The organism is Hyunsoonleella ulvae (assembly GCF_016827605.1).
Classification (GTDB): domain Bacteria; phylum Bacteroidota; class Bacteroidia; order Flavobacteriales; family Flavobacteriaceae; genus Jejuia; species Jejuia ulvae.
Map to the genome: position 1 here is coordinate 1,261,668 of NZ_JAEPJQ010000001.1, position 17,151 is coordinate 1,278,818.

At 33.8% G+C, this 17,151-nt stretch carries 20 protein-coding genes; 18 read left to right on the top strand and 2 right to left on the bottom strand.

Going from position 1 to position 17,151, the window contains the following annotated elements:
• Positions 1 to 91 precede the first annotated feature (91 nt).
• Positions 92 to 1,015 carry a DUF6427 family protein gene (locus JS605_RS05620; RefSeq protein WP_239000259.1) on the top strand — a complete coding sequence of 308 codons (924 nt, stop codon included), beginning with the start codon at positions 92 to 94 and terminating at the stop codon, positions 1,013 to 1,015.
• Here JS605_RS05620 and upp read toward each other — a convergent pair.
• Positions 1,004 to 1,663 (bottom strand): uracil phosphoribosyltransferase, encoded by a 660-nt coding sequence (gene upp, locus JS605_RS05625; protein WP_203256666.1) that lies wholly within the window; start codon positions 1,661 to 1,663, stop codon positions 1,004 to 1,006. The genes JS605_RS05620 and upp overlap by 12 nt on opposite strands.
• A gap of 70 nt (positions 1,664 to 1,733) precedes the next feature.
• Between upp and JS605_RS05630 the strand changes: the two genes are divergently transcribed.
• Positions 1,734 to 2,339: a DUF4254 domain-containing protein gene (locus JS605_RS05630; protein ID WP_203256667.1), complete on the top strand. Its 606-nt coding sequence runs from the start codon at positions 1,734 to 1,736 to the stop codon at positions 2,337 to 2,339.
• 51 nt (positions 2,340 to 2,390) lie between these two features.
• Positions 2,391 to 3,416: a glycosyltransferase family 9 protein gene (locus JS605_RS05635; protein ID WP_239000260.1), complete on the top strand. Its 1,026-nt coding sequence runs from the start codon at positions 2,391 to 2,393 to the stop codon at positions 3,414 to 3,416.
• A gap of 7 nt (positions 3,417 to 3,423) precedes the next feature.
• On the opposite strand, the gene JS605_RS05640 is transcribed toward JS605_RS05635, so the two are convergent.
• Positions 3,424 to 4,488, bottom strand: a complete 1,065-nt coding sequence (locus JS605_RS05640) for a ferredoxin--NADP reductase (protein WP_203256668.1) — start codon at positions 4,486 to 4,488, stop codon at positions 3,424 to 3,426.
• 112 nt (positions 4,489 to 4,600) lie between these two features.
• Here JS605_RS05640 and JS605_RS05645 point away from each other — a divergent pair, with 112 nt between their 5' ends.
• From JS605_RS05645 to atpG, 15 genes are all read left to right on the top strand, one after another.
• Positions 4,601 to 4,942, top strand: coding sequence for a PadR family transcriptional regulator (locus JS605_RS05645; protein WP_203256669.1), 342 nt, complete (start codon positions 4,601 to 4,603; stop codon positions 4,940 to 4,942).
• Between the two features lie 124 nt (positions 4,943 to 5,066).
• Positions 5,067 to 5,468, top strand: coding sequence for a DUF2059 domain-containing protein (locus JS605_RS05650; RefSeq protein WP_203256670.1), 402 nt, complete (start codon positions 5,067 to 5,069; stop codon positions 5,466 to 5,468).
• Positions 5,469 to 5,480: 12 nt separating this feature from the next.
• A complete protein-coding gene (locus JS605_RS05655) occupies positions 5,481 to 6,959 on the top strand; it encodes a DUF5687 family protein (protein WP_203256671.1) in 1,479 nt (492 codons plus the stop codon).
• Positions 6,960 to 6,968: 9 nt separating this feature from the next.
• Positions 6,969 to 7,664: an ABC transporter ATP-binding protein gene (locus tag JS605_RS05660; protein WP_203256672.1), complete on the top strand. Its 696-nt coding sequence runs from the start codon at positions 6,969 to 6,971 to the stop codon at positions 7,662 to 7,664.
• A 339-nt stretch (positions 7,665 to 8,003) separates the two neighbouring features.
• Positions 8,004 to 10,565: a type IX secretion system periplasmic lipoprotein PorW/SprE gene (gene porW / locus JS605_RS05665; protein ID WP_239000261.1), complete on the top strand. Its 2,562-nt coding sequence runs from the start codon at positions 8,004 to 8,006 to the stop codon at positions 10,563 to 10,565.
• A gap of 12 nt (positions 10,566 to 10,577) precedes the next feature.
• Entirely contained in the window at positions 10,578 to 11,000 is a 423-nt protein-coding gene (locus JS605_RS05670) for a bactofilin family protein (protein WP_203256673.1), read from the top strand.
• The gene (locus tag JS605_RS05675) at positions 10,957 to 11,190 is read left to right on the top strand and encodes an AtpZ/AtpI family protein (RefSeq protein ID WP_317194122.1); all 234 of its coding nucleotides are present in this window, start codon (positions 10,957 to 10,959) and stop codon (positions 11,188 to 11,190) included. Before JS605_RS05670 ends, JS605_RS05675 begins: the two co-directional genes overlap by 44 nt.
• On the top strand, positions 11,190 to 11,585 hold the full coding sequence (locus tag JS605_RS17735; protein ID WP_394369016.1) for a DUF6168 family protein: 396 nt from the start codon (positions 11,190 to 11,192) through the stop codon (positions 11,583 to 11,585). Before JS605_RS05675 ends, JS605_RS17735 begins: the two co-directional genes overlap by 1 nt.
• Positions 11,586 to 11,699: 114 nt before the next feature.
• Entirely contained in the window at positions 11,700 to 12,764 is a 1,065-nt protein-coding gene (gene atpB, locus JS605_RS05680; RefSeq protein ID WP_394369017.1) for a F0F1 ATP synthase subunit A, read from the top strand.
• Between the two features lie 33 nt (positions 12,765 to 12,797).
• Entirely contained in the window at positions 12,798 to 12,989 is a 192-nt protein-coding gene (atpE, locus tag JS605_RS05685; protein WP_203256675.1) for an ATP synthase F0 subunit C, read from the top strand.
• Between the two features lie 75 nt (positions 12,990 to 13,064).
• Complete coding sequence (locus JS605_RS05690; RefSeq protein ID WP_203256676.1) at positions 13,065 to 13,565, top strand: F0F1 ATP synthase subunit B; 501 nt, start codon at positions 13,065 to 13,067, stop codon at positions 13,563 to 13,565.
• 48 nt (positions 13,566 to 13,613) lie between these two features.
• Positions 13,614 to 14,150 carry an ATP synthase F1 subunit delta gene (gene atpH / locus JS605_RS05695; RefSeq protein ID WP_203256677.1) on the top strand — a complete coding sequence of 179 codons (537 nt, stop codon included), beginning with the start codon at positions 13,614 to 13,616 and terminating at the stop codon, positions 14,148 to 14,150.
• Between the two features lie 57 nt (positions 14,151 to 14,207).
• The gene (gene atpA / locus JS605_RS05700) at positions 14,208 to 15,782 is read left to right on the top strand and encodes a F0F1 ATP synthase subunit alpha (protein ID WP_203256678.1); all 1,575 of its coding nucleotides are present in this window, start codon (positions 14,208 to 14,210) and stop codon (positions 15,780 to 15,782) included.
• 23 nt (positions 15,783 to 15,805) lie between these two features.
• Positions 15,806 to 16,150 (top strand): four helix bundle protein, encoded by a 345-nt coding sequence (locus tag JS605_RS05705; protein WP_203256679.1) that lies wholly within the window; start codon positions 15,806 to 15,808, stop codon positions 16,148 to 16,150.
• Positions 16,151 to 16,179: 29 nt separating this feature from the next.
• On the top strand, positions 16,180 to 17,040 hold the full coding sequence (atpG, locus tag JS605_RS05710) for an ATP synthase F1 subunit gamma (protein ID WP_203256680.1): 861 nt from the start codon (positions 16,180 to 16,182) through the stop codon (positions 17,038 to 17,040).
• Positions 17,041 to 17,151: the final 111 nt, after the last annotated feature.

A 17,151-nucleotide genomic window follows, 5' to 3' on the forward strand; every position in this document is an offset into this window, starting at 1 on the left:
ATAATTCATAATAGATTCAGTATCTTATGTAAATAATAATCATTAGTTACATGATTAGTATATTTACGCAACAAAAATACAAAAACCGCCAATGATAACAAGCTTTTTTAGTAAATCTAAACCAATAAATTTCATAGTAGGATTTTTTATTATTGGTATTGCTTGTCTATTCTCTTTTTTTAAACTTCAAAACCATCCAATAGGTATTAATTCAATACTTAAATTTATGGTTTTTTTTATTGGCAGTTATTTTTCAATGTTGATTGTAAATTTTGTTTCTACTAAAAACGGACTTACACAAACTACAAATTTTGAAATTGTACTTTATGGGTTGTTTTTACTTATGGTACCACAAGCGACTGATAATTTAGCGGTAATTTTGGCAAATATATTTTTACTTTTTAGTGCAAGGCGTTTAATTAGTTTGCGGTCTCAAAAAAATGTAAAAAAGAAACTTTTTGATGCTGCATTTTGGATTACTGTGGCTATGTTGTGTTATCCTTGGTCTGCTTTATTCATTCTATTAGTGCCAGTATCCATCTTTTTATATACTGAGAATAAATTAAGACATTGGCTCATACCAATAACAGCAATTATTTCAGTACTACTTATCTCGTATAGCATAAGTTTTTTTATGGATTTTGATTTGCTAATCCATCTTTTTAAAAAGAGCAGGATAAGTTTCGATTTTAGTGCTTACAATACCATTCAGTTTTTAATAGCATTAACGGTATTGTTATCTTTTGGGTTGTGGTCTTTTTTATTTTACATAAAAAATATCAAATCAAAGAAAAAAGCGCTGCGTCCAGCTTTTTATATTATAATTTGGGCATCAATTTTATCCTTTCTTATATTGATATTGGCACCCCAAAAAACTGGAGCTGAGTTTCTATTTATGTTCGCCCCATTAGCCATTATTATCTCTAATTATCTTGAAATTGTAAAAGAGAAATGGTTTAAAGAAGTGTTCTTTTCAGTACTCTTAATAGTGCCATTTGTACTTTTATTTTTGTAGTTTCTCTCCAAACGATAAGTCGCCTGCATCCCCCAGTCCAGGGACTATATATCCTTGATGGTTTAGGGTTTTATCAATAGCCCCAATCCAAAGATGTGTGTGTTTTGGAAATTTTGAATTTACAAAGTCAACGCCCACTTGAGACCCTATAACACTAACAATGTGGATATTTTTAGGCATACCAAACTTTTGTAAAGCTTCGTAAGTTGTAACCATAGATTGGCCAGTAGCTAGCATGGGGTCTGCTAAAATTAAGGTTTTATCATTTAAATCAGGACATGCTAAATACTCAACAATAATTTCAAAACTTTCAGGGTTGTCTTTATGGTGCCTGTAGGCTGAAATAAAGGCATTTTCAGCAGTATCAAAATAGTTCAGCAATCCGTTGTGTAAAGGTATACCCGCTCTTAGAATTGTGCATAACACAACATTATCATCATAAATATTTATATCACAGTGTCCTAAGCTTGTTTGGATGGTTTTTGTATTGTAGTTTAGTGTTTTGCTCAGTTCATAACCTAAAACCTCTCCAATGCGTTCTATGTTTTTTCTAAAACGCATACTGTCTTTTTGTTTGGAAACATCACGTATTTCAGAAATGAATGTATTAAGTATCGAGTTGTCTTCAGATAGGTTATGGATATGCATATTTAAGAGGTGCTTTTAGAATGCTAAAGTTAACTAATATAAGTATATTTGCGGTTTAATATTTAAATCTATGTTTACCGATAAAGCCAATAAAATATTTCAAGATGTTATTGAAACATACCATGTTATAAACACTGTAGATCAACCTTTTGAAAACCCTTATTCAAAAAATGATTTGATTGAACATTTGTTATATAGAAAATGTTGGATAGACACAGTACAATGGCATTATGAAGACATTATTCGCGATCCAAATATTGATCCAGTTGATGCATTAAAATTAAAACGTCAAATCGATGCTTCAAATCAGGATAGAACTGATATGGTTGAGTATATAGATAGTTACCTTTTGGAGAAGTACAAAGATGTTACTCCAAACCAAGATGCTACTATCAATACAGAAAGTCCGGCTTGGGGTATTGATAGACTTTCAATTTTAGCATTAAAAATTTATCATATGCATGAAGAAGCTACTAGAGCAGATGCTTCAGATGCCCACAGAGCTGCTTGTAAATCCAAATTGGATGTTTTATTGGAACAGCGCGTAGATTTGTCTACCGCTATAGATACACTTTTAAGTGATATTGAAAAAGGAAGTAAGTATATGAAAGTATACAAGCAAATGAAGATGTATAATGACGATGAGCTTAACCCTGTGTTGCGTTCTCAAAAATAGAATTTTATCGTTGCTGATACCTTCGAGCCTAAAACCTCAATTTAAATTGGGATGTCTACACCCAAAAAAAATATTCTAGTAATACGTCTTTCAGCCATGGGGGATGTAGCCATGACTATTCCAGTTTTACAAGCATTAACAAAACAGTATAGCGATCTAAAAATTACGGTATTAACCAAACCTTTTTTTAAACCTCTTTTTAGAAATATACATAATATATCTGTAATTTCTGTTGATGTTCAACATACTCATAAAGGTGTTTTCGGGTTGTATAAACTTGCAAGGGTATTAAATAAATCACATAGGTTTTATGCAATTGCCGATTTACACAATGTTATAAGAAGTAAGTTATTAAAGCTATTTATAACTAGCAAAGTTGTAGCTACCATTAATAAAGGACGAAAAGAAAAACAGCAGCTAACCTCAGGAAAACTTTTCAAGCCATTAAAGAGCACGCATCAACGATATGCAGATGTGTTTGGTGCTTTAGGGTATCCAGTAGATTTGTCAAACCCCTCGTTTCCCCAACCTGTTACACTTAAAGATGATTTAAAAGGTCTTGTTGGAGATCGTTTATCAGGATTTATTGGTATAGCACCATTTGCTGCCCACGAAGGTAAAGTGTATCCATTAACCCTTATGGAAGAAGTGATAAAAACACTCTCCACTAATTACAAAATTATATTGTTTGGAGGTGGTAAGGATGAAGCTGACTTATTAGTGCGCTGGGAGACATCTCATAGTAATACTGTTGCTCTTGCAGGCAAATTATCTTTAGAAAGGGAGTTGGATATTATTTCGAACCTTGACGTTATGTTGTCAATGGATTCAGGTAACGCACATCTAGCAGCAATGATGGGTGTTAAAGTAGTTACCATTTGGGGAGTAACACATCCATATGCTGGTTTTATGCCTTTTAACCAGCCTGAAGATTACGCCTTACTTTCAGATAAAAAAGCCTTCCCTTTAATACCAACCTCAGTTTATGGTAACATAGTGCCCAAGGGCTATGAGAAAGCAGCAGCTTCTGTTTTACCTGATACGGTTGTAGATAAAATAAAGGCAGTTGTTACATAAACGCTTATTAAACATCATCATAATCTACCACAATAGATGCTGTAGTTGGGTGTGCCTGACATGTAAGAACCAATCCGCTAGCAACCTCACTTTCGGTTAAAATATTGTTTTGTACCATAGTTGCAGCACCTTCTTTAATTTGCGCTAAGCAACTACTACAAATACCTCCTTGGCAAGAGTAAGGGGCATCTAAATCTTTATCAAGAGCAGCTTCAAGAATAGTTTGCTTGGCAGACATCTCAAAAGAGGTTTCTTCATCGTCAACAATTACGGTAATTTGTGCATTGCCAGATTTAGATACTGTGTCCTTCTGTTCCTTGGATGCTTCAGCTTTTGCAGCTTTAAACAACTCAAAATGCACACGATTTTCATCAATATTATGTTCAGCCAATACATTTTTTACGGTATGAATCATACCTTCAGGGCCACAAATATAAAACGCATCAACATCAATATGCTTGTATTTGTTTTTCATTACATAGTTTACCGTGCTTTTTTCAATACGTCCAAAAATAGCATTGTCTTCATCGGTTTGACTAAATACAAATTCTATAGAAAAACGTTCTCTATACCTATGTTGCAGCTCAAGAAGTTCGTTCAAGAACATGGTGTCTTTTGTAGACTTATTACCATACACCAATATCACTTTACTTTTTACCTCTTCCTCCAGAGCACATCTTAGTATACTCATAATTGGTGTAATACCACTTCCAGCAGCAAATAGCGCTATGTTTTTTGTTTTGTTGTCGTTTGGTTCAAAAACAAAACGACCTTTCGGAGAACCCACTTCAATATCATCCCCAACTTTTAAGGTATGGTTTGCGTAAACCGAAAAAGTACCGTTCTCTACTTCTTTTACAGCTACTTTTAAATTTCCACTATGTGGAGACACGCAAAGAGAGTAGTCTCGCCTTATATCATTGCCATCAATTTGGGTTTTAAGCGTGATATATTGGCCTGCTTTAAATTGAAATTGACCCTTAAGATTTTCAGGTACATTAAAACCAATACTAACAGCTTTATCTGTAACTCTAGTTATATTTTTTATTGAAAGTTTGTGAAATCCAGACATGATAAAAATTTTAGCAAAAATAGTGAAGCATTAACGTTTTATCGATGTTTTTAGCTGAAAAATTAATACATAAAATAATTATGCATAAGAATTTTATGTATATTTGAAACCTATGAAAAGCAGCAATTTATATAAGGGAAGCTTAACCACCATTATTTTAAAGCTCTTGAACGAGAATGACAAAATGTATGGGTATGAGATTACAAAGAAGGTTAAGGAAATAACCAAGGGAGAGCTTAATATTACAGAAGGCGCTTTATATCCATCATTACATAAACTAGAAGCAGAAGGGCTGTTGGATGTTGAGTTTGCTAGAGTAAATAACCGTATGAGAAAATACTATAAGTTAACAGAGCTGGGGACTCAAGAAACTGTAAACAAGTTAGCTGAACTCGAAGAATATATTCGCACTATGCGAGCCTTAGTCAATCCTAAATATAGAATAGAGTATTGATTTTAGGACTAGTGCCTGTTAAAAAACAGAATTTAAATTTTTACAGAAACGAGAAAAACTGTAACAATTCTAACTATTTTTATACTGATTATAAAAATTCACAAAAACCATAAAAAATTCACACATGAAACATCTATTACTAGTATTCGTTTTAGTGCTTACCATTTCTACACATGCACAAGATGATGCCGATTTTAAAGCCGAAACAGTAGAGTTTATAAAGTTAACGGGAGCCACAAAAGCGTTTGATGATGCTATAGACCAATTGGGTAGTATGGTATCTCAAGAAAATAAAGAAGCTTATAAGAAAGAAGCAGAGGGGACTTTAGATGCACTTTACAATCAGATGGCTACCTTGTATATGGCAGAATTTACTAGAGAAGAAATCCAAGAATTAGTAAAATTCTACAAAACTCATATTGGAAAGAAACTGGCCAACAAACAAGTGTCATTAGCACAAAAGGGTATGATGATGGGACAGTCTTGGGGAATGAAAGTACAGGGCATCGCCCAAAAGTATAATTAAACGCATTTCTACATGATTAAGCATTTCTTAAATTTAGAATGGAAGGCGTTTTTTAGGTCTGCAAGCTTTGGTAAAAGCCTAGGGATAAAGATTTTTATGGGTTTTATGGGATTGTGGATGGTTTTGATGTTTTTAGGAACAGGCTTAGGCTTGTATCCATCACTTAAAGACTTATATCCTGAAAAAGACCCATTAAAAATTGTAAATAGTTTTTTGTTTTTCTGGATTCTAGGCGATTTACTGTTTCGGTTTTTCTTTCAAAAGTTACCCGTAATGAGTGTAAAGCCATTATTAACACTGCCTATCGGTAGAAATCAAATAGTTAATTTTGTGCTTGGCAAATCTGCTTTGTCCTTTTTTAATTTTTTACCGCTATTTACCATAATACCTTTTGGCATTATGTTATTGATTAATGATTATCCAGTGGGCTCAGTAGTTAGTTGGCTGTTTGGTTTAATCTTAACAACCCTGATAATTAACTTTCTCAATTTTATTATCGAAAGTTTATCGGCCGAAACTGAGCTTTCGTTTGTGCCTATTATCCTTTTTACCGGAGGGCTTTTCGCCCTAGATTATTTTGATGTTGTATCATTTAAAAGTTTAATAGGCAGTTTCTATAACGCAATTTATAATTCGCCTTATTTATTAGTTACACTTCTGGCAATACTGGGTGTTAGCTATGCTATCAACTTTAATCTATTACACAAAAAACTCTTTTTAGATAGTGGTTTAAAAACTGAGATAAAGGAAGTAAATGCATCAAATTTAGATTGGACCAAAAATTTTGGAGACATAGCACCATTCATGCAATTAGATTTACGATTAATTTGGCGTAACAAACGTACGAAATCTTCGGTTTGGATGTTGGCACTTGGGCTATTATACGGTCTGTTTTTCTATCCTCAGCCTACCTATCAAAATCAAACCTTTTTCTTCATTTTTATAGGCATCTTTTCTACTGGAATCTTTTTAATAAACTTTGGTCAGTTTGTGCCAGCCTGGGATAGTAGTTATTATAAATTATTGATGAGCCAAAATATTAAGTACGAGCAATATTTAAAATCAAAGTTTACACTAATGGCGCTTAGTGTGTTGGTGTTATTTGTTTTAGGTATTCCATACGTGTATTTCGGTTGGAAGATATTGTTTGCTCATTTTGCGGCAGCGATTTATAACATAGGCGTGAATACCCATGTTATTTTATGGGGAGGTTCCTTTAACCGAAAAAGAATTGATTTAAGTCAAAAAGCAGCATTCAATTACCAAGGTACAGGAGCAGTGCAATGGCTAATAGGTATTCCTTTACTACTATTTCCAATGCTACTTTTTGCGATTCTTAACTGGTTGGTAAGTTTTGAAATTGCATGTATAGTGCTAATTGTAATAGGAGTTTTGGGCATTGTATTTCATCAAAAGATAATGCGTTTTATTACAGAGAAATATTTAGAATCAAAATATAAAATGATTGATGCGTTCGATCAAGACAATTAAAAAACAGTTATGATTACAACATCTAATTTATCAAAAACATATAGTGGGAATCAAGTATTGCATATCGATAACTTGGAAATCCCCAAAGGACAAAGTTTTGGTTTGGTAGGCAACAATGGGGCTGGCAAAACCACATATTTTAGTTTATTATTGGATTTAATTCAGCCTACAACTGGGCATATCGTTTCCAATAACATCCAAGTAAATAAAAGTGAAGATTGGAAACCTTTTACATCAGCTTTTATAGATGAAAGCTTTTTAATTGGTTACTTAACTCCAGAAGAGTATTTTTATTTTGTTGGGGAATTACGTGGACAAAATAAGGCTACTGTTGATGCTTTTGTAGCACAGTTTGAGGATTTTTTCCATGGAGAGATTCTAGGAAAGAAGAAGTATTTACGTGATTTAAGTAAGGGTAACCAGAAAAAAGCAGGTATTGTAGCGGCTTTAATTGGTAATCCTGAGGTGGTGATTTTAGACGAACCTTTTGCAAATCTAGACCCGACCACACAAATTAGATTAAAGGGTATTGTAAAAGATTTAGCTGAGACAAAAGGAGTTACTGTTTTAATTTCTAGTCATGATTTATTGCATGTTACAGATGTTTGCGAGCGTATTGTGGTATTGGAAAAAGGAGAAGTTGTAAAGGATTTGGTTACCAATACAGAAACATTAAAAGAGCTGGAAGCACATTTTGCAAATTAGCATTTTTAATTTTTGAAGTATTTAAGAAAAAATGTAGGTAATCGTATAGTATGGGTTTGCCTTTTTTTGCGGATAAGTTACGTCAAGGATTGAGGTCAAGCTATGACGTAATTGAAGCCCCCCCGACCTAGGAGGGAGCGACTCCCGAAATAGTTGTATTCACGAATTCATTAATTTTAAGTAAAATCAATGAGTAAACCCCGACCCTTTAGGGTAACGTCCAAAACACCTTCAAAATCCCTTCATTTTTTAGCTTAATCAAAAAAGATGCTTATTTTTACCGACTTGCATACTATATGTAAGAGTTTGTAGTTATGTATTACACCAAACCAAACGGTATTGAAAACACTTTTTAAACCCACGGTACTTTTAATAATAGGCATTATTGCCATAACGGGGTGTTCTCGTAAAAAAAACAAGTTTATAAGTAGAAACTTTCATGCAGTAACTGCAGAGTATAATGCATTGTATAATGGTTACAATGCTTTAGAACAAGGGAAAACATCTTTAAACGATAGTTACGAGGACGATTACTGGGATATTTTGCCCATAGAACGTATGCAAATTGATGAGGATGTTATACTACCAGGGCAATCTAAAAACGATAATTTTACTAGAGCTGAGGAAAAAGCTGTTAAAGCCATACAAAAGCACAGTATAAATATTGATGGCAAAGAGTACAATCCGCAAATGGATGAGGCTTATTTACTTTTAGGTAAAGCAAGATATTTTGATCAGCGTTTTGTTCCAGCACTTGAAGCTTTTAACTACATTTTATACAAATACCCTGCGAGTGATAAAATAAATCAGGCAAAGGTATGGCGGGAAAAAACGAATATTAGGTTAGAGAACGATGAACTAGCCATTAAAAACCTAAAACGCCTATTAAAGCAAGAGGATTTAGAAGGTCAGGATTTAGCGGATGCCACATCAATGTTAGCACAAGCTTATATAAATACCAAATCTATAGATAGCGCGCTAACACAACTTAATATAGCAGGATATGCCACAAAAAGTAACGATGAGCGTGGACGTTATCGGTTTATACAAGGGCAACTCTACAATAGTCTAGGTTATAAGGATAGTGCAAATATTGTGTTTGATGAGGTAATAGCTCTAAATAGAAAAACGCCTCGTATTTACATGATAAGTGCCCATCTAGAGAAAATTAAAAACTTTGATTATGACAGTGGCGATAAACTGGCTCTAGCCGAATTACTGGAAGATCTAGAAACCAATAGGGAAAACCGTCCGTTTTTAGATAAAATATACCATGTTATAGGTACTCATCATTTAAAAAATAACGCCAATGGATTAGCGTCTCGTTACTTCAACAAATCTTTAAGAACCAATACGAGAGATCAAAAATTAAAGGCCAGAAACTATGAGATTTTAGGGGATATGACTTTTGATGAGAGGCTATATGCAGATGCAGGAGCTTATTATGACAGTACTTTGGCTAATCTTAAATTAAATTCTAAACCCTATCGTACTATAAAACGAAAGCGCGATAACCTTGAGGATGTTATTTACTATGAAGGTGTTGCGAAAGTCGACGATAGTATTTTACACTTGGTAAATATGCCCGATGTAGAAAGGCTAGCCTATTTTGAAACCTATGTAACAGAGCTAAAGGAAAAGGCAGAAGAGGAAGCCAAAAAAGAAGAAGCTTTAAAGCGCAATACCGGTTTAGCCACTGTTAATACCCAAATAGGTGGTAATAGTGCTGGGGGAACATCTAGAGGAGTGCCGGGCCAAGGCAATGTGTTTTATTTTTACAACCCTACCACAGTAGCTTTTGGTAAAAATGAGTTTTTAAAGATTTGGGGAGATAGGCCTTTAGAAGATAATTGGCGATGGTCTAACAAAGCATTATCATCTGGGGGGAATTCAGGGGGAGCAGTGAGTGTCTCGGCAAGTGCCTCTGATGAGGAACGTTTTGATCCAGAATTTTATATTTCAAAAATACCTTCAGAAGAAAAAATTGTTGATAGCATTTCGAAAGAGCGTAACTATGCCTATTATCAATTAGGTTTGATTTACAAAGAAAAATTTAAAGAATTTAACTTAGCTAAAGACAAATTTCAGGAACTGTTAGAAAGTAATCCAGAAGAACGTTTAATATTACCATCAAAATACAATTTATATAAGATTTATGAATTGTTGGGGGAAAACGACGAGGCTACCATTGCTAAAAATGAGATTGTCTCCAATTATCCAGAAAGTAGATACGCTGCCATTTTAACCAATCCAGAATCGGTAGCATTAAAAGATGAAAATAGCCCAGTAGTACTTTATGAAAAGCTATATGATACACATGTGGCACAAGATTACGAATTGGTTATTGAAAAAAGTGAGCAATATATTAAAGCTTTTGATGGCGAGCCTATTGTGCCGAAATTTGAGTTATTAAAAGCTACAGCATCAGGTAGATTACTGGGCTTTGATGCATACAAAAAAGCCATCAATTATATAGCGGTTACCTATGCCAATACACCAGAGGGGCAACAAGCACAGCGTATGGTAAATGAAATGTTACCTAACTTAGAGTTTAAAGATTTTGTTAATGATAGTATTTCAAGTAACTTTAAGGTAGTTTTTAAATTCGACAGAACAAAGGCAGATAAAATAAAAGATTTTAAAACCACTTTAGATGAGGTTTTAGAAAACGTAAGGTACTATAAATTAAAGAGTTCTGTGGATGTTTATGATACAAACACTACCTTTGTAGTAGTACATGGTTTAAAAAACGGGCAAGTAGCCCAAACTTTTAACCAAATACTGTTAGATAAAGACGTTAAAAAAATAAAAGAACCCTACTTTGCAGTATCGTCTGCAAATTATCAAATACTCCAAATACATAAAAATTTGGAAACCTACTTAAACTTGAATAACCAATAAAACCAAGATGTTATGTTTTCAGAAAACAAAAAGGATAAACAAACCATGGGAAACCAATCGAGCCAAAATATTATAGCCCAAGGCACTAAAATTGTTGGAGACTTTAATAGTGAAGGTGATTTTAGAATTGATGGCACTGTAGAAGGAAGTATTAAAACTTCAGGAAAGTTGGTTGTTGGTAAAGATGGTTACATTAAAGGAACCATACAAGGCACTGATGCTTACTTTGAAGGGAAATTTTCTGGAAAACTATCTTTATCAGGGACGTTAACACTAAAGTCATCCGCATTTATTGAAGGCGAAGTTGTGGTTGGTAAATTAGCAGTAGAACCAGGAGCAACGTTTAATGTAACATGTGCAATGAAAGGCACTGTAAAACCTATGACAAACGGTGAGCCAACAAGACAAAAATCAGAAACCGAAAAAACAGCTTAAAGAGATTGCTGCATTAACAGGAATAGCTATTCAAATGGGATTAACTATATACCTATTTGTAATTTTTGGTAAATGGTTAGATAACAAAGTAGATAAGTCAGAAAAAACATTTTTAGTAATTTTTACTTTAACTGGTGTTGCATTTTCGCTATACGCTGTTCTACAACAAATAAAGAAACTTAATTCTTGATGCTAAAAAAAATTGTAAGCAATATTGTCATTATTGCTTTGTTTGCTTCTATAGCCTTTATTCTTCAATATTACATCTACACATTTTTAGAATTAGCAATTAGTTTTCAAGAATTACTTTTTTCTTATACTGCTAATTTATTTATGGCTTGTAGCGTAATTATCATATTATTTTTGTGTTCAAAGAAATTTAATGACCAATTAGGTTTTGTTTTTATGGCTTCAAGCTTATTAAAGTTTGTTGCTTTTTTTATCTTTTTTTATCCCAAATACAATATGGATGGTAAGTTAACTAAAATAGAGTTTTTTACATTCTTTATTCCTTATGCGATTTGCCTAATTGTAGAAAGCGTTATTATATCTAAGTTTTTAAGCCAGATAGACTCAAAAAACTAGTATATTTTAAGGTGTATAAATAATATCAAATTTTGTTTTTTGCTTTTCATATAAAAGTATACCTTTGCAGCGATTTTTTTAGCCACTATTTATATAAGTGATATGCAAAATATTATGTCTTTAAAAACGATTTGTTTACTGTTCTTTTTTGTTACGGCATACTCTTTTGGGAAAGAAGCTCCTGAAAATGAACATGAAGGAGATATTAAAACAGAAATAAAAGAATATATTAATCATCACTTGTTAGACTCTCATGATTTTAGTTTAACATCTTATACAAATGATAGTGGAGAGCATAAATACATAGGTTTTCCGCTTCCAGTCATTCTATGGGACGATGGCCTAAAAGTGTTTTCTTCATCTAAATTACATCATGGAGAGACTGTTGCTGAAGTAGATGGAAATTATTATAAATCTTTCCACGGTAAAATTTACAAAACAGACGCTTCTGGTAAGATAAATATGGATGATCATCATCATCCAACAAACGAAAAGCCATTGGACTTTTCAATCACTAAGAATGTATTTACAATATTTCTAGTTGCACTACTCATGTTCTTTATGTTTAGTAGAATGGCAAAGAAGTACAAATCAAGTGCGCTTCCTAGAGGAATGGGAAGGTTTCTTGAGCCCATTATATTGTACATTAGAAACGATATTGCTATTCCTAATATTGGAGAAAAGAAATATAAAAGATACATGCCGTATTTGTTAACTGTGTTTTTCTTTATTTGGATTATCAATCTTTTAGGGTTAACACCTCTTGGAGTTAATGTTACTAATAACATTGCTGTAACGTTGGCATTAGCCTTGATAACTTATTTTTTAACAACATTTACTGCTAATAAAAATTATTGGGGACATATTTTCTGGATGCCTGGGGTGCCATGGCCAATGAAAATAATATTAGCCCCTATTGAACTATTAGGAACAATTATTAAACCATTTTCGTTAATGATTCGTCTTTACGCAAATATTACTGCCGGACATATTGTGCTAATGAGTATAATTGGTTTAATGTTCATATTTAAAAACTGGATAGGAAGTTCTTTATCTTTTGGATTGGCATTTGCTTTGTCTTTGTTAGAGTTGTTAGTGGCAGCTTTACAAGCCTATATATTTACAATGCTATCTGCTCTGTATTTTGGAGCAGCTGTTGAAGAACATCATGACCATTAAAAACAAGAATGTTTAATTTTTAATACATATATTATGACTATTCCAAACATTGTAGGAGCTGGTTTAATTGTTATTGGTGCTGGTTTAGGTATCGGTAAAATCGGTGGACAGGCTATGGATGCCATTGCTCGTCAACCAGAAGCTTCTGGGAAAATCCAAACTGCTATGCTTATTGCAGCAGCACTTATTGAAGGTATTGGATTTGCTGCATTATTTGCGGCTTAAAAATTAAAAACAGCTTTAACGGTTGGTTAAAGCTGTTTTTTTAAAAATTAATATTTATTAAAAGTACAGATATAAATGGATAAGTTAATTAATGAGTTTTCAATAGGATTATTCTTTTGGCAATTAGTTTTGTTTATTGGGTTAGTTTTACTTTTAAGAAAGTTTGCTTGGAAACCTATTCTTGATGCAGTAGAAAAGAGAGAAAGTGGAATAGAAGATGCTTTAAAGGCTGCCGAAAATGCAAAAGCAGAGATGGCTAATCTTCAAGCAGATAACGAAAAGCTTTTAAAAGAAGCAAGAGCTGAGCGTGAAGCCATGTTGAAGGAAGCACGTGAGATGAAGACTAAAATGATTGAAGATGCTAAAACTGAAGCTCAAGAAGAGGCTGGAAAACTAGTAGCACAAGCGCAAGCATCTATCGAGGCAGAAAGAAAAGCAGCTATTGCAGATTTAAAATCTCAAGTAGCTAACTTATCAATAGATATCGCTGAAAAAGTAGTAAAAGACGAACTTTCAAATAAAGGAAAGCAAGAAAAGCTTGTAGAGTCACTATTGGGCAATGCAACTTTAAACTAACAATAAACTAAAGAAGTCCTCCTCTTAGAAAGGATTTAGAATAGGATTATGGCAGGAACAAGAGCAGCAATTCGTTACGCAAAAGCGTTATTAAGTTTGGCACTTTCTGAAAAGAAAGCTGATAAAGTTAACGATGATATGAAAGCTATTGCGAATACTATTTCTGAAAATGAAGAGTTAGCCAATGTGCTAAGCAATTCTGTTATAAAAACAGATGTTAAAAAGGCAGCACTTTTGGCGATATTCCCAAAGTTAAGTAACCTTACCAGTGGTTTATTCGATCTATTAATAATAAATAAAAGAATCGATATTTTACCAGCTGTTGCGGAAAAATATAGTGTATTATTTGACGAACACCAAGGTAAAGAAATAGCGCAGGTAACTACTGCTGTTCCTTTAACAAAAGACTTAGAAGAAAAGGTTTTAGCAAAGGTAAAAACACTTACTAGTAAAACAGTAAAGTTAGAAAGTATAGTAGATGAGAGTATTCTTGGTGGTTTCATCTTAAGGGTTGGAGATAAGCAATTTGATGCAAGTATCTCCAACAAATTAAACAAGTTAAAAAGAGAATTAATATTAAATTAATAAATGGTTAGAGTAGGTGTGTAACACCTAACGTCTAACGTCTAATATCTAAAAAAGATGGCAGAAGTAAAACCAGCTGAAGTATCAGCAATCTTAAAAAAGCAATTAGAAGGTTTTGAAGCCTCAGCTTCGTTAAATGAAGTAGGAACAGTACTTACTGTAGGAGACGGTATTGTTCGTGCCTATGGATTATCTAACGCACAATACGGAGAATTAGTAGAATTTGATGGTGGATTAGAAGGTATTGTACTTAACCTTGAGGAAGACAATGTTGGTATTGTATTACTAGGAGGTTCTTCAGGCGTTAGAGAAGGTTCTACTGTGAAGCGTACAGGTAAAATTGCTTCTATTAATGTTGGTGAAGGTATTGTTGGTCGTGTGGTAGACACTTTAGGTAATCCAATAGATGGTAAAGGAGCTATAGCAGGAGATACCTATCAAATGCCGTTAGAGCGTAAGGCGCCTGGGGTTATTTACAGAGAGCCAGTAACTGAGCCATTACAAACAGGTATTAAGTCTATCGATGCTATGATTCCTGTAGGGAGAGGTCAGCGTGAATTGGTTATTGGAGACCGTCAGACTGGTAAAACTACCGTGTGTATTGATACCATCTTAAATCAAAAAGAATTTTATGATGCAGGAGAGCCTGTATACTGTATATATGTTGCTGTAGGGCAAAAAGCATCTACCGTAGCAAACATTGCTAAAACTTTAGAAGATAAAGGAGCTTTAGCTTATACTACTATCGTTGCGGCAAACGCATCAGATCCTGCGCCAATGCAGGTATATGCACCAATGGCAGGAGCTGCGATTGGAGAGTACTTTAGAGATACTGGTCGTCCAGCGTTAATTATTTATGATGATTTATCTAAGCAAGCAGTAGCATACCGTGAGGTATCTTTATTATTACGTCGTCCACCAGGACGTGAGGCGTATCCTGGAGATGTTTTCTATCTACACTCAAGGTTATTAGAGCGTTCTGCAAAAGTGATTAATGATGATAGTATTGCTAAAGAAATGAATGATCTTCCAGATAGCTTAAAGCCAATTGTAAAAGGTGGAGGTTCATTAACCGCGTTACCAATTATTGAAACACAAGCAGGAGACGTATCTGCATATATCCCAACAAACGTAATTTCGATTACCGACGGACAGATTTTCTTGGAGTCGGATTTATTTAACTCTGGTGTACGTCCAGCAATTAACGTAGGTATCTCGGTATCTCGTGTAGGTGGTAACGCTCAGATTAAATCCATGAAAAAAGTAGCAGGAACTTTAAAGCTAGACCAAGCACAGTTCCGTGAATTAGAAGCGTTTGCTAAGTTTGGATCAGACCTTGATGCAGCTACATTAAATGTAATTGAAAAAGGGAAGCGTAATGTGGAGATTTTAAAGCAAGCACAAAACGATCCGTTTACTGTTGAAGATCAAATTGCAATCATTTACGCAGGGTCTAAAAACTTATTAAGAGACGTTCCTGTAGAAAAAGTAAAAGAATTTGAAAGAGATTTTATCGAGTTCTTAAATGCTAAACATAGAGATACATTAGATACATTAAAGTCTGGTAAATTAACTGATGAGGTTATTGATACTTTGACTGCTGTAGCGAAAGATTTATCGAGTAAGTACTAATCCTGAATTCAGGATTAAGAATTATGAGTTATCAGAAAAGTGGCAATGCCATAGTAGATAAAAGTTTTTATTTTGCTTGTGATATTGTTAATTATGCTGAAGAACTCAAAGAAAAACGTTTTTTTGAAATAGCAAATCAGTTACTAAAGTCAGGTACCAGTATTGGTGCTAATGTGAGAGAATCTCAACGTGGTGTTAGTACAAAAGATTTTAAAAATAAATTAGGAATAGCTCTTAAGGAAGCTGACGAAACATCTTTTTGGTTAGACGTTATAGAAGAAACTAGTATTTATGAAGTTCCTTCAAAATTAAGAGAAGATTGTGAGGTTTTGATTCGACTGTTAGTGTCAATTATCAAAAATTCATAATTCATAATTCATAATTCATAATTTGAAATATGGCAAATCTAAAAGAAATACGTAACAGAATATCATCGGTATCTTCAACGATGCAGATTACCAGTGCAATGAAAATGGTATCTGCAGCTAAATTGAAGAAGGCACAGGATGCTATTACTGCAATGCGACCTTATGCAGATAAATTAACAGAATTATTGCAGAGCCTAAGTGCTACCCTAGATGCCGATTCTGGAAGTCAGTTTTCTGAACAGCGAGATGTAAATAAGGTACTTATTGTTGCAATTACTTCAAATAGAGGTTTAGCAGGAGCATTTAACTCTAATATTATAAAAGAAGTTAGTAGGTTAACATCTGAAACTTATGCTAACCAAGAGGTATCTTATGTAGCGATTGGAAAAAAGGCCAATGATGCATTTAAAAAGACAAATAAAGTTATCGAAAACCATAGTGAAGTATTCGATGACTTGACTTTTGAAAACGTTGCAGCCATTGCTCAGGATTTAATGGATAGATTTGTTGCTGGAGAGTTTGATAAGATTGAGATTGTGTACAACAAGTTTAAAAATGCTGCCACACAAATCGTAATGGCAGAGCAGTTTTTACCAATTGTGCCTGTTGAAGGTAATGCTAATACCAATGCTGATTATATCTTCGAACCTTCAAAAGAAGAAATCGTTGAAGAATTAATCCCAAAGTCATTAAAAACACAGTTGTTTAAAGGTATAAGGGATTCTTTTGCCTCAGAGCACGGTGCACGTATGACAGCGATGCACAAAGCGACAGATAATGCAACAGAGTTAAGAGATCAATTAAAATTAACGTACAACAAAGCACGTCAGGCAGCTATTACCAACGAAATCTTAGAAATTGTAGGTGGAGCAGAAGCTTTGAATAACTAGAAACTGAATTTTGTCATCCTGAACTTGTTTCAGTATCTCATTACAGTATAATGAAAACCTAACTTTAACGAGTTGGGTTTTTTTGTTTTAAAAACCCTATTTTTAGGCATA

Coding starts and splice junctions, on each gene's coding strand:
- JS605_RS05620 (WP_239000259.1), top strand. CDS start 92: ATGATAACAAGCTTTTTTAGTAAATCTAAACCAATAAATTTCATAGTA.
- upp (WP_203256666.1), bottom strand. CDS start 1,663: ATGCATATCCATAACCTATCTGAAGACAACTCGATACTTAATACATTC.
- JS605_RS05630 (WP_203256667.1), top strand. CDS start 1,734: ATGTTTACCGATAAAGCCAATAAAATATTTCAAGATGTTATTGAAACA.
- JS605_RS05635 (WP_239000260.1), top strand. CDS start 2,391: ATGTCTACACCCAAAAAAAATATTCTAGTAATACGTCTTTCAGCCATG.
- JS605_RS05640 (WP_203256668.1), bottom strand. CDS start 4,488: ATGTCTGGATTTCACAAACTTTCAATAAAAAATATAACTAGAGTTACA.
- JS605_RS05645 (WP_203256669.1), top strand. CDS start 4,601: ATGAAAAGCAGCAATTTATATAAGGGAAGCTTAACCACCATTATTTTA.
- JS605_RS05650 (WP_203256670.1), top strand. CDS start 5,067: ATGAAACATCTATTACTAGTATTCGTTTTAGTGCTTACCATTTCTACA.
- JS605_RS05655 (WP_203256671.1), top strand. CDS start 5,481: ATGATTAAGCATTTCTTAAATTTAGAATGGAAGGCGTTTTTTAGGTCT.
- JS605_RS05660 (WP_203256672.1), top strand. CDS start 6,969: ATGATTACAACATCTAATTTATCAAAAACATATAGTGGGAATCAAGTA.
- JS605_RS05670 (WP_203256673.1), top strand. CDS start 10,578: ATGTTTTCAGAAAACAAAAAGGATAAACAAACCATGGGAAACCAATCG.
- JS605_RS17735 (WP_394369016.1), top strand. CDS start 11,190: ATGCTAAAAAAAATTGTAAGCAATATTGTCATTATTGCTTTGTTTGCT.
- atpB (WP_394369017.1), top strand. CDS start 11,700: ATGTCTTTAAAAACGATTTGTTTACTGTTCTTTTTTGTTACGGCATAC.
- atpE (WP_203256675.1), top strand. CDS start 12,798: ATGACTATTCCAAACATTGTAGGAGCTGGTTTAATTGTTATTGGTGCT.
- JS605_RS05690 (WP_203256676.1), top strand. CDS start 13,065: ATGGATAAGTTAATTAATGAGTTTTCAATAGGATTATTCTTTTGGCAA.
- atpH (WP_203256677.1), top strand. CDS start 13,614: ATGGCAGGAACAAGAGCAGCAATTCGTTACGCAAAAGCGTTATTAAGT.
- atpA (WP_203256678.1), top strand. CDS start 14,208: ATGGCAGAAGTAAAACCAGCTGAAGTATCAGCAATCTTAAAAAAGCAA.
- JS605_RS05705 (WP_203256679.1), top strand. CDS start 15,806: ATGAGTTATCAGAAAAGTGGCAATGCCATAGTAGATAAAAGTTTTTAT.
- atpG (WP_203256680.1), top strand. CDS start 16,180: ATGGCAAATCTAAAAGAAATACGTAACAGAATATCATCGGTATCTTCA.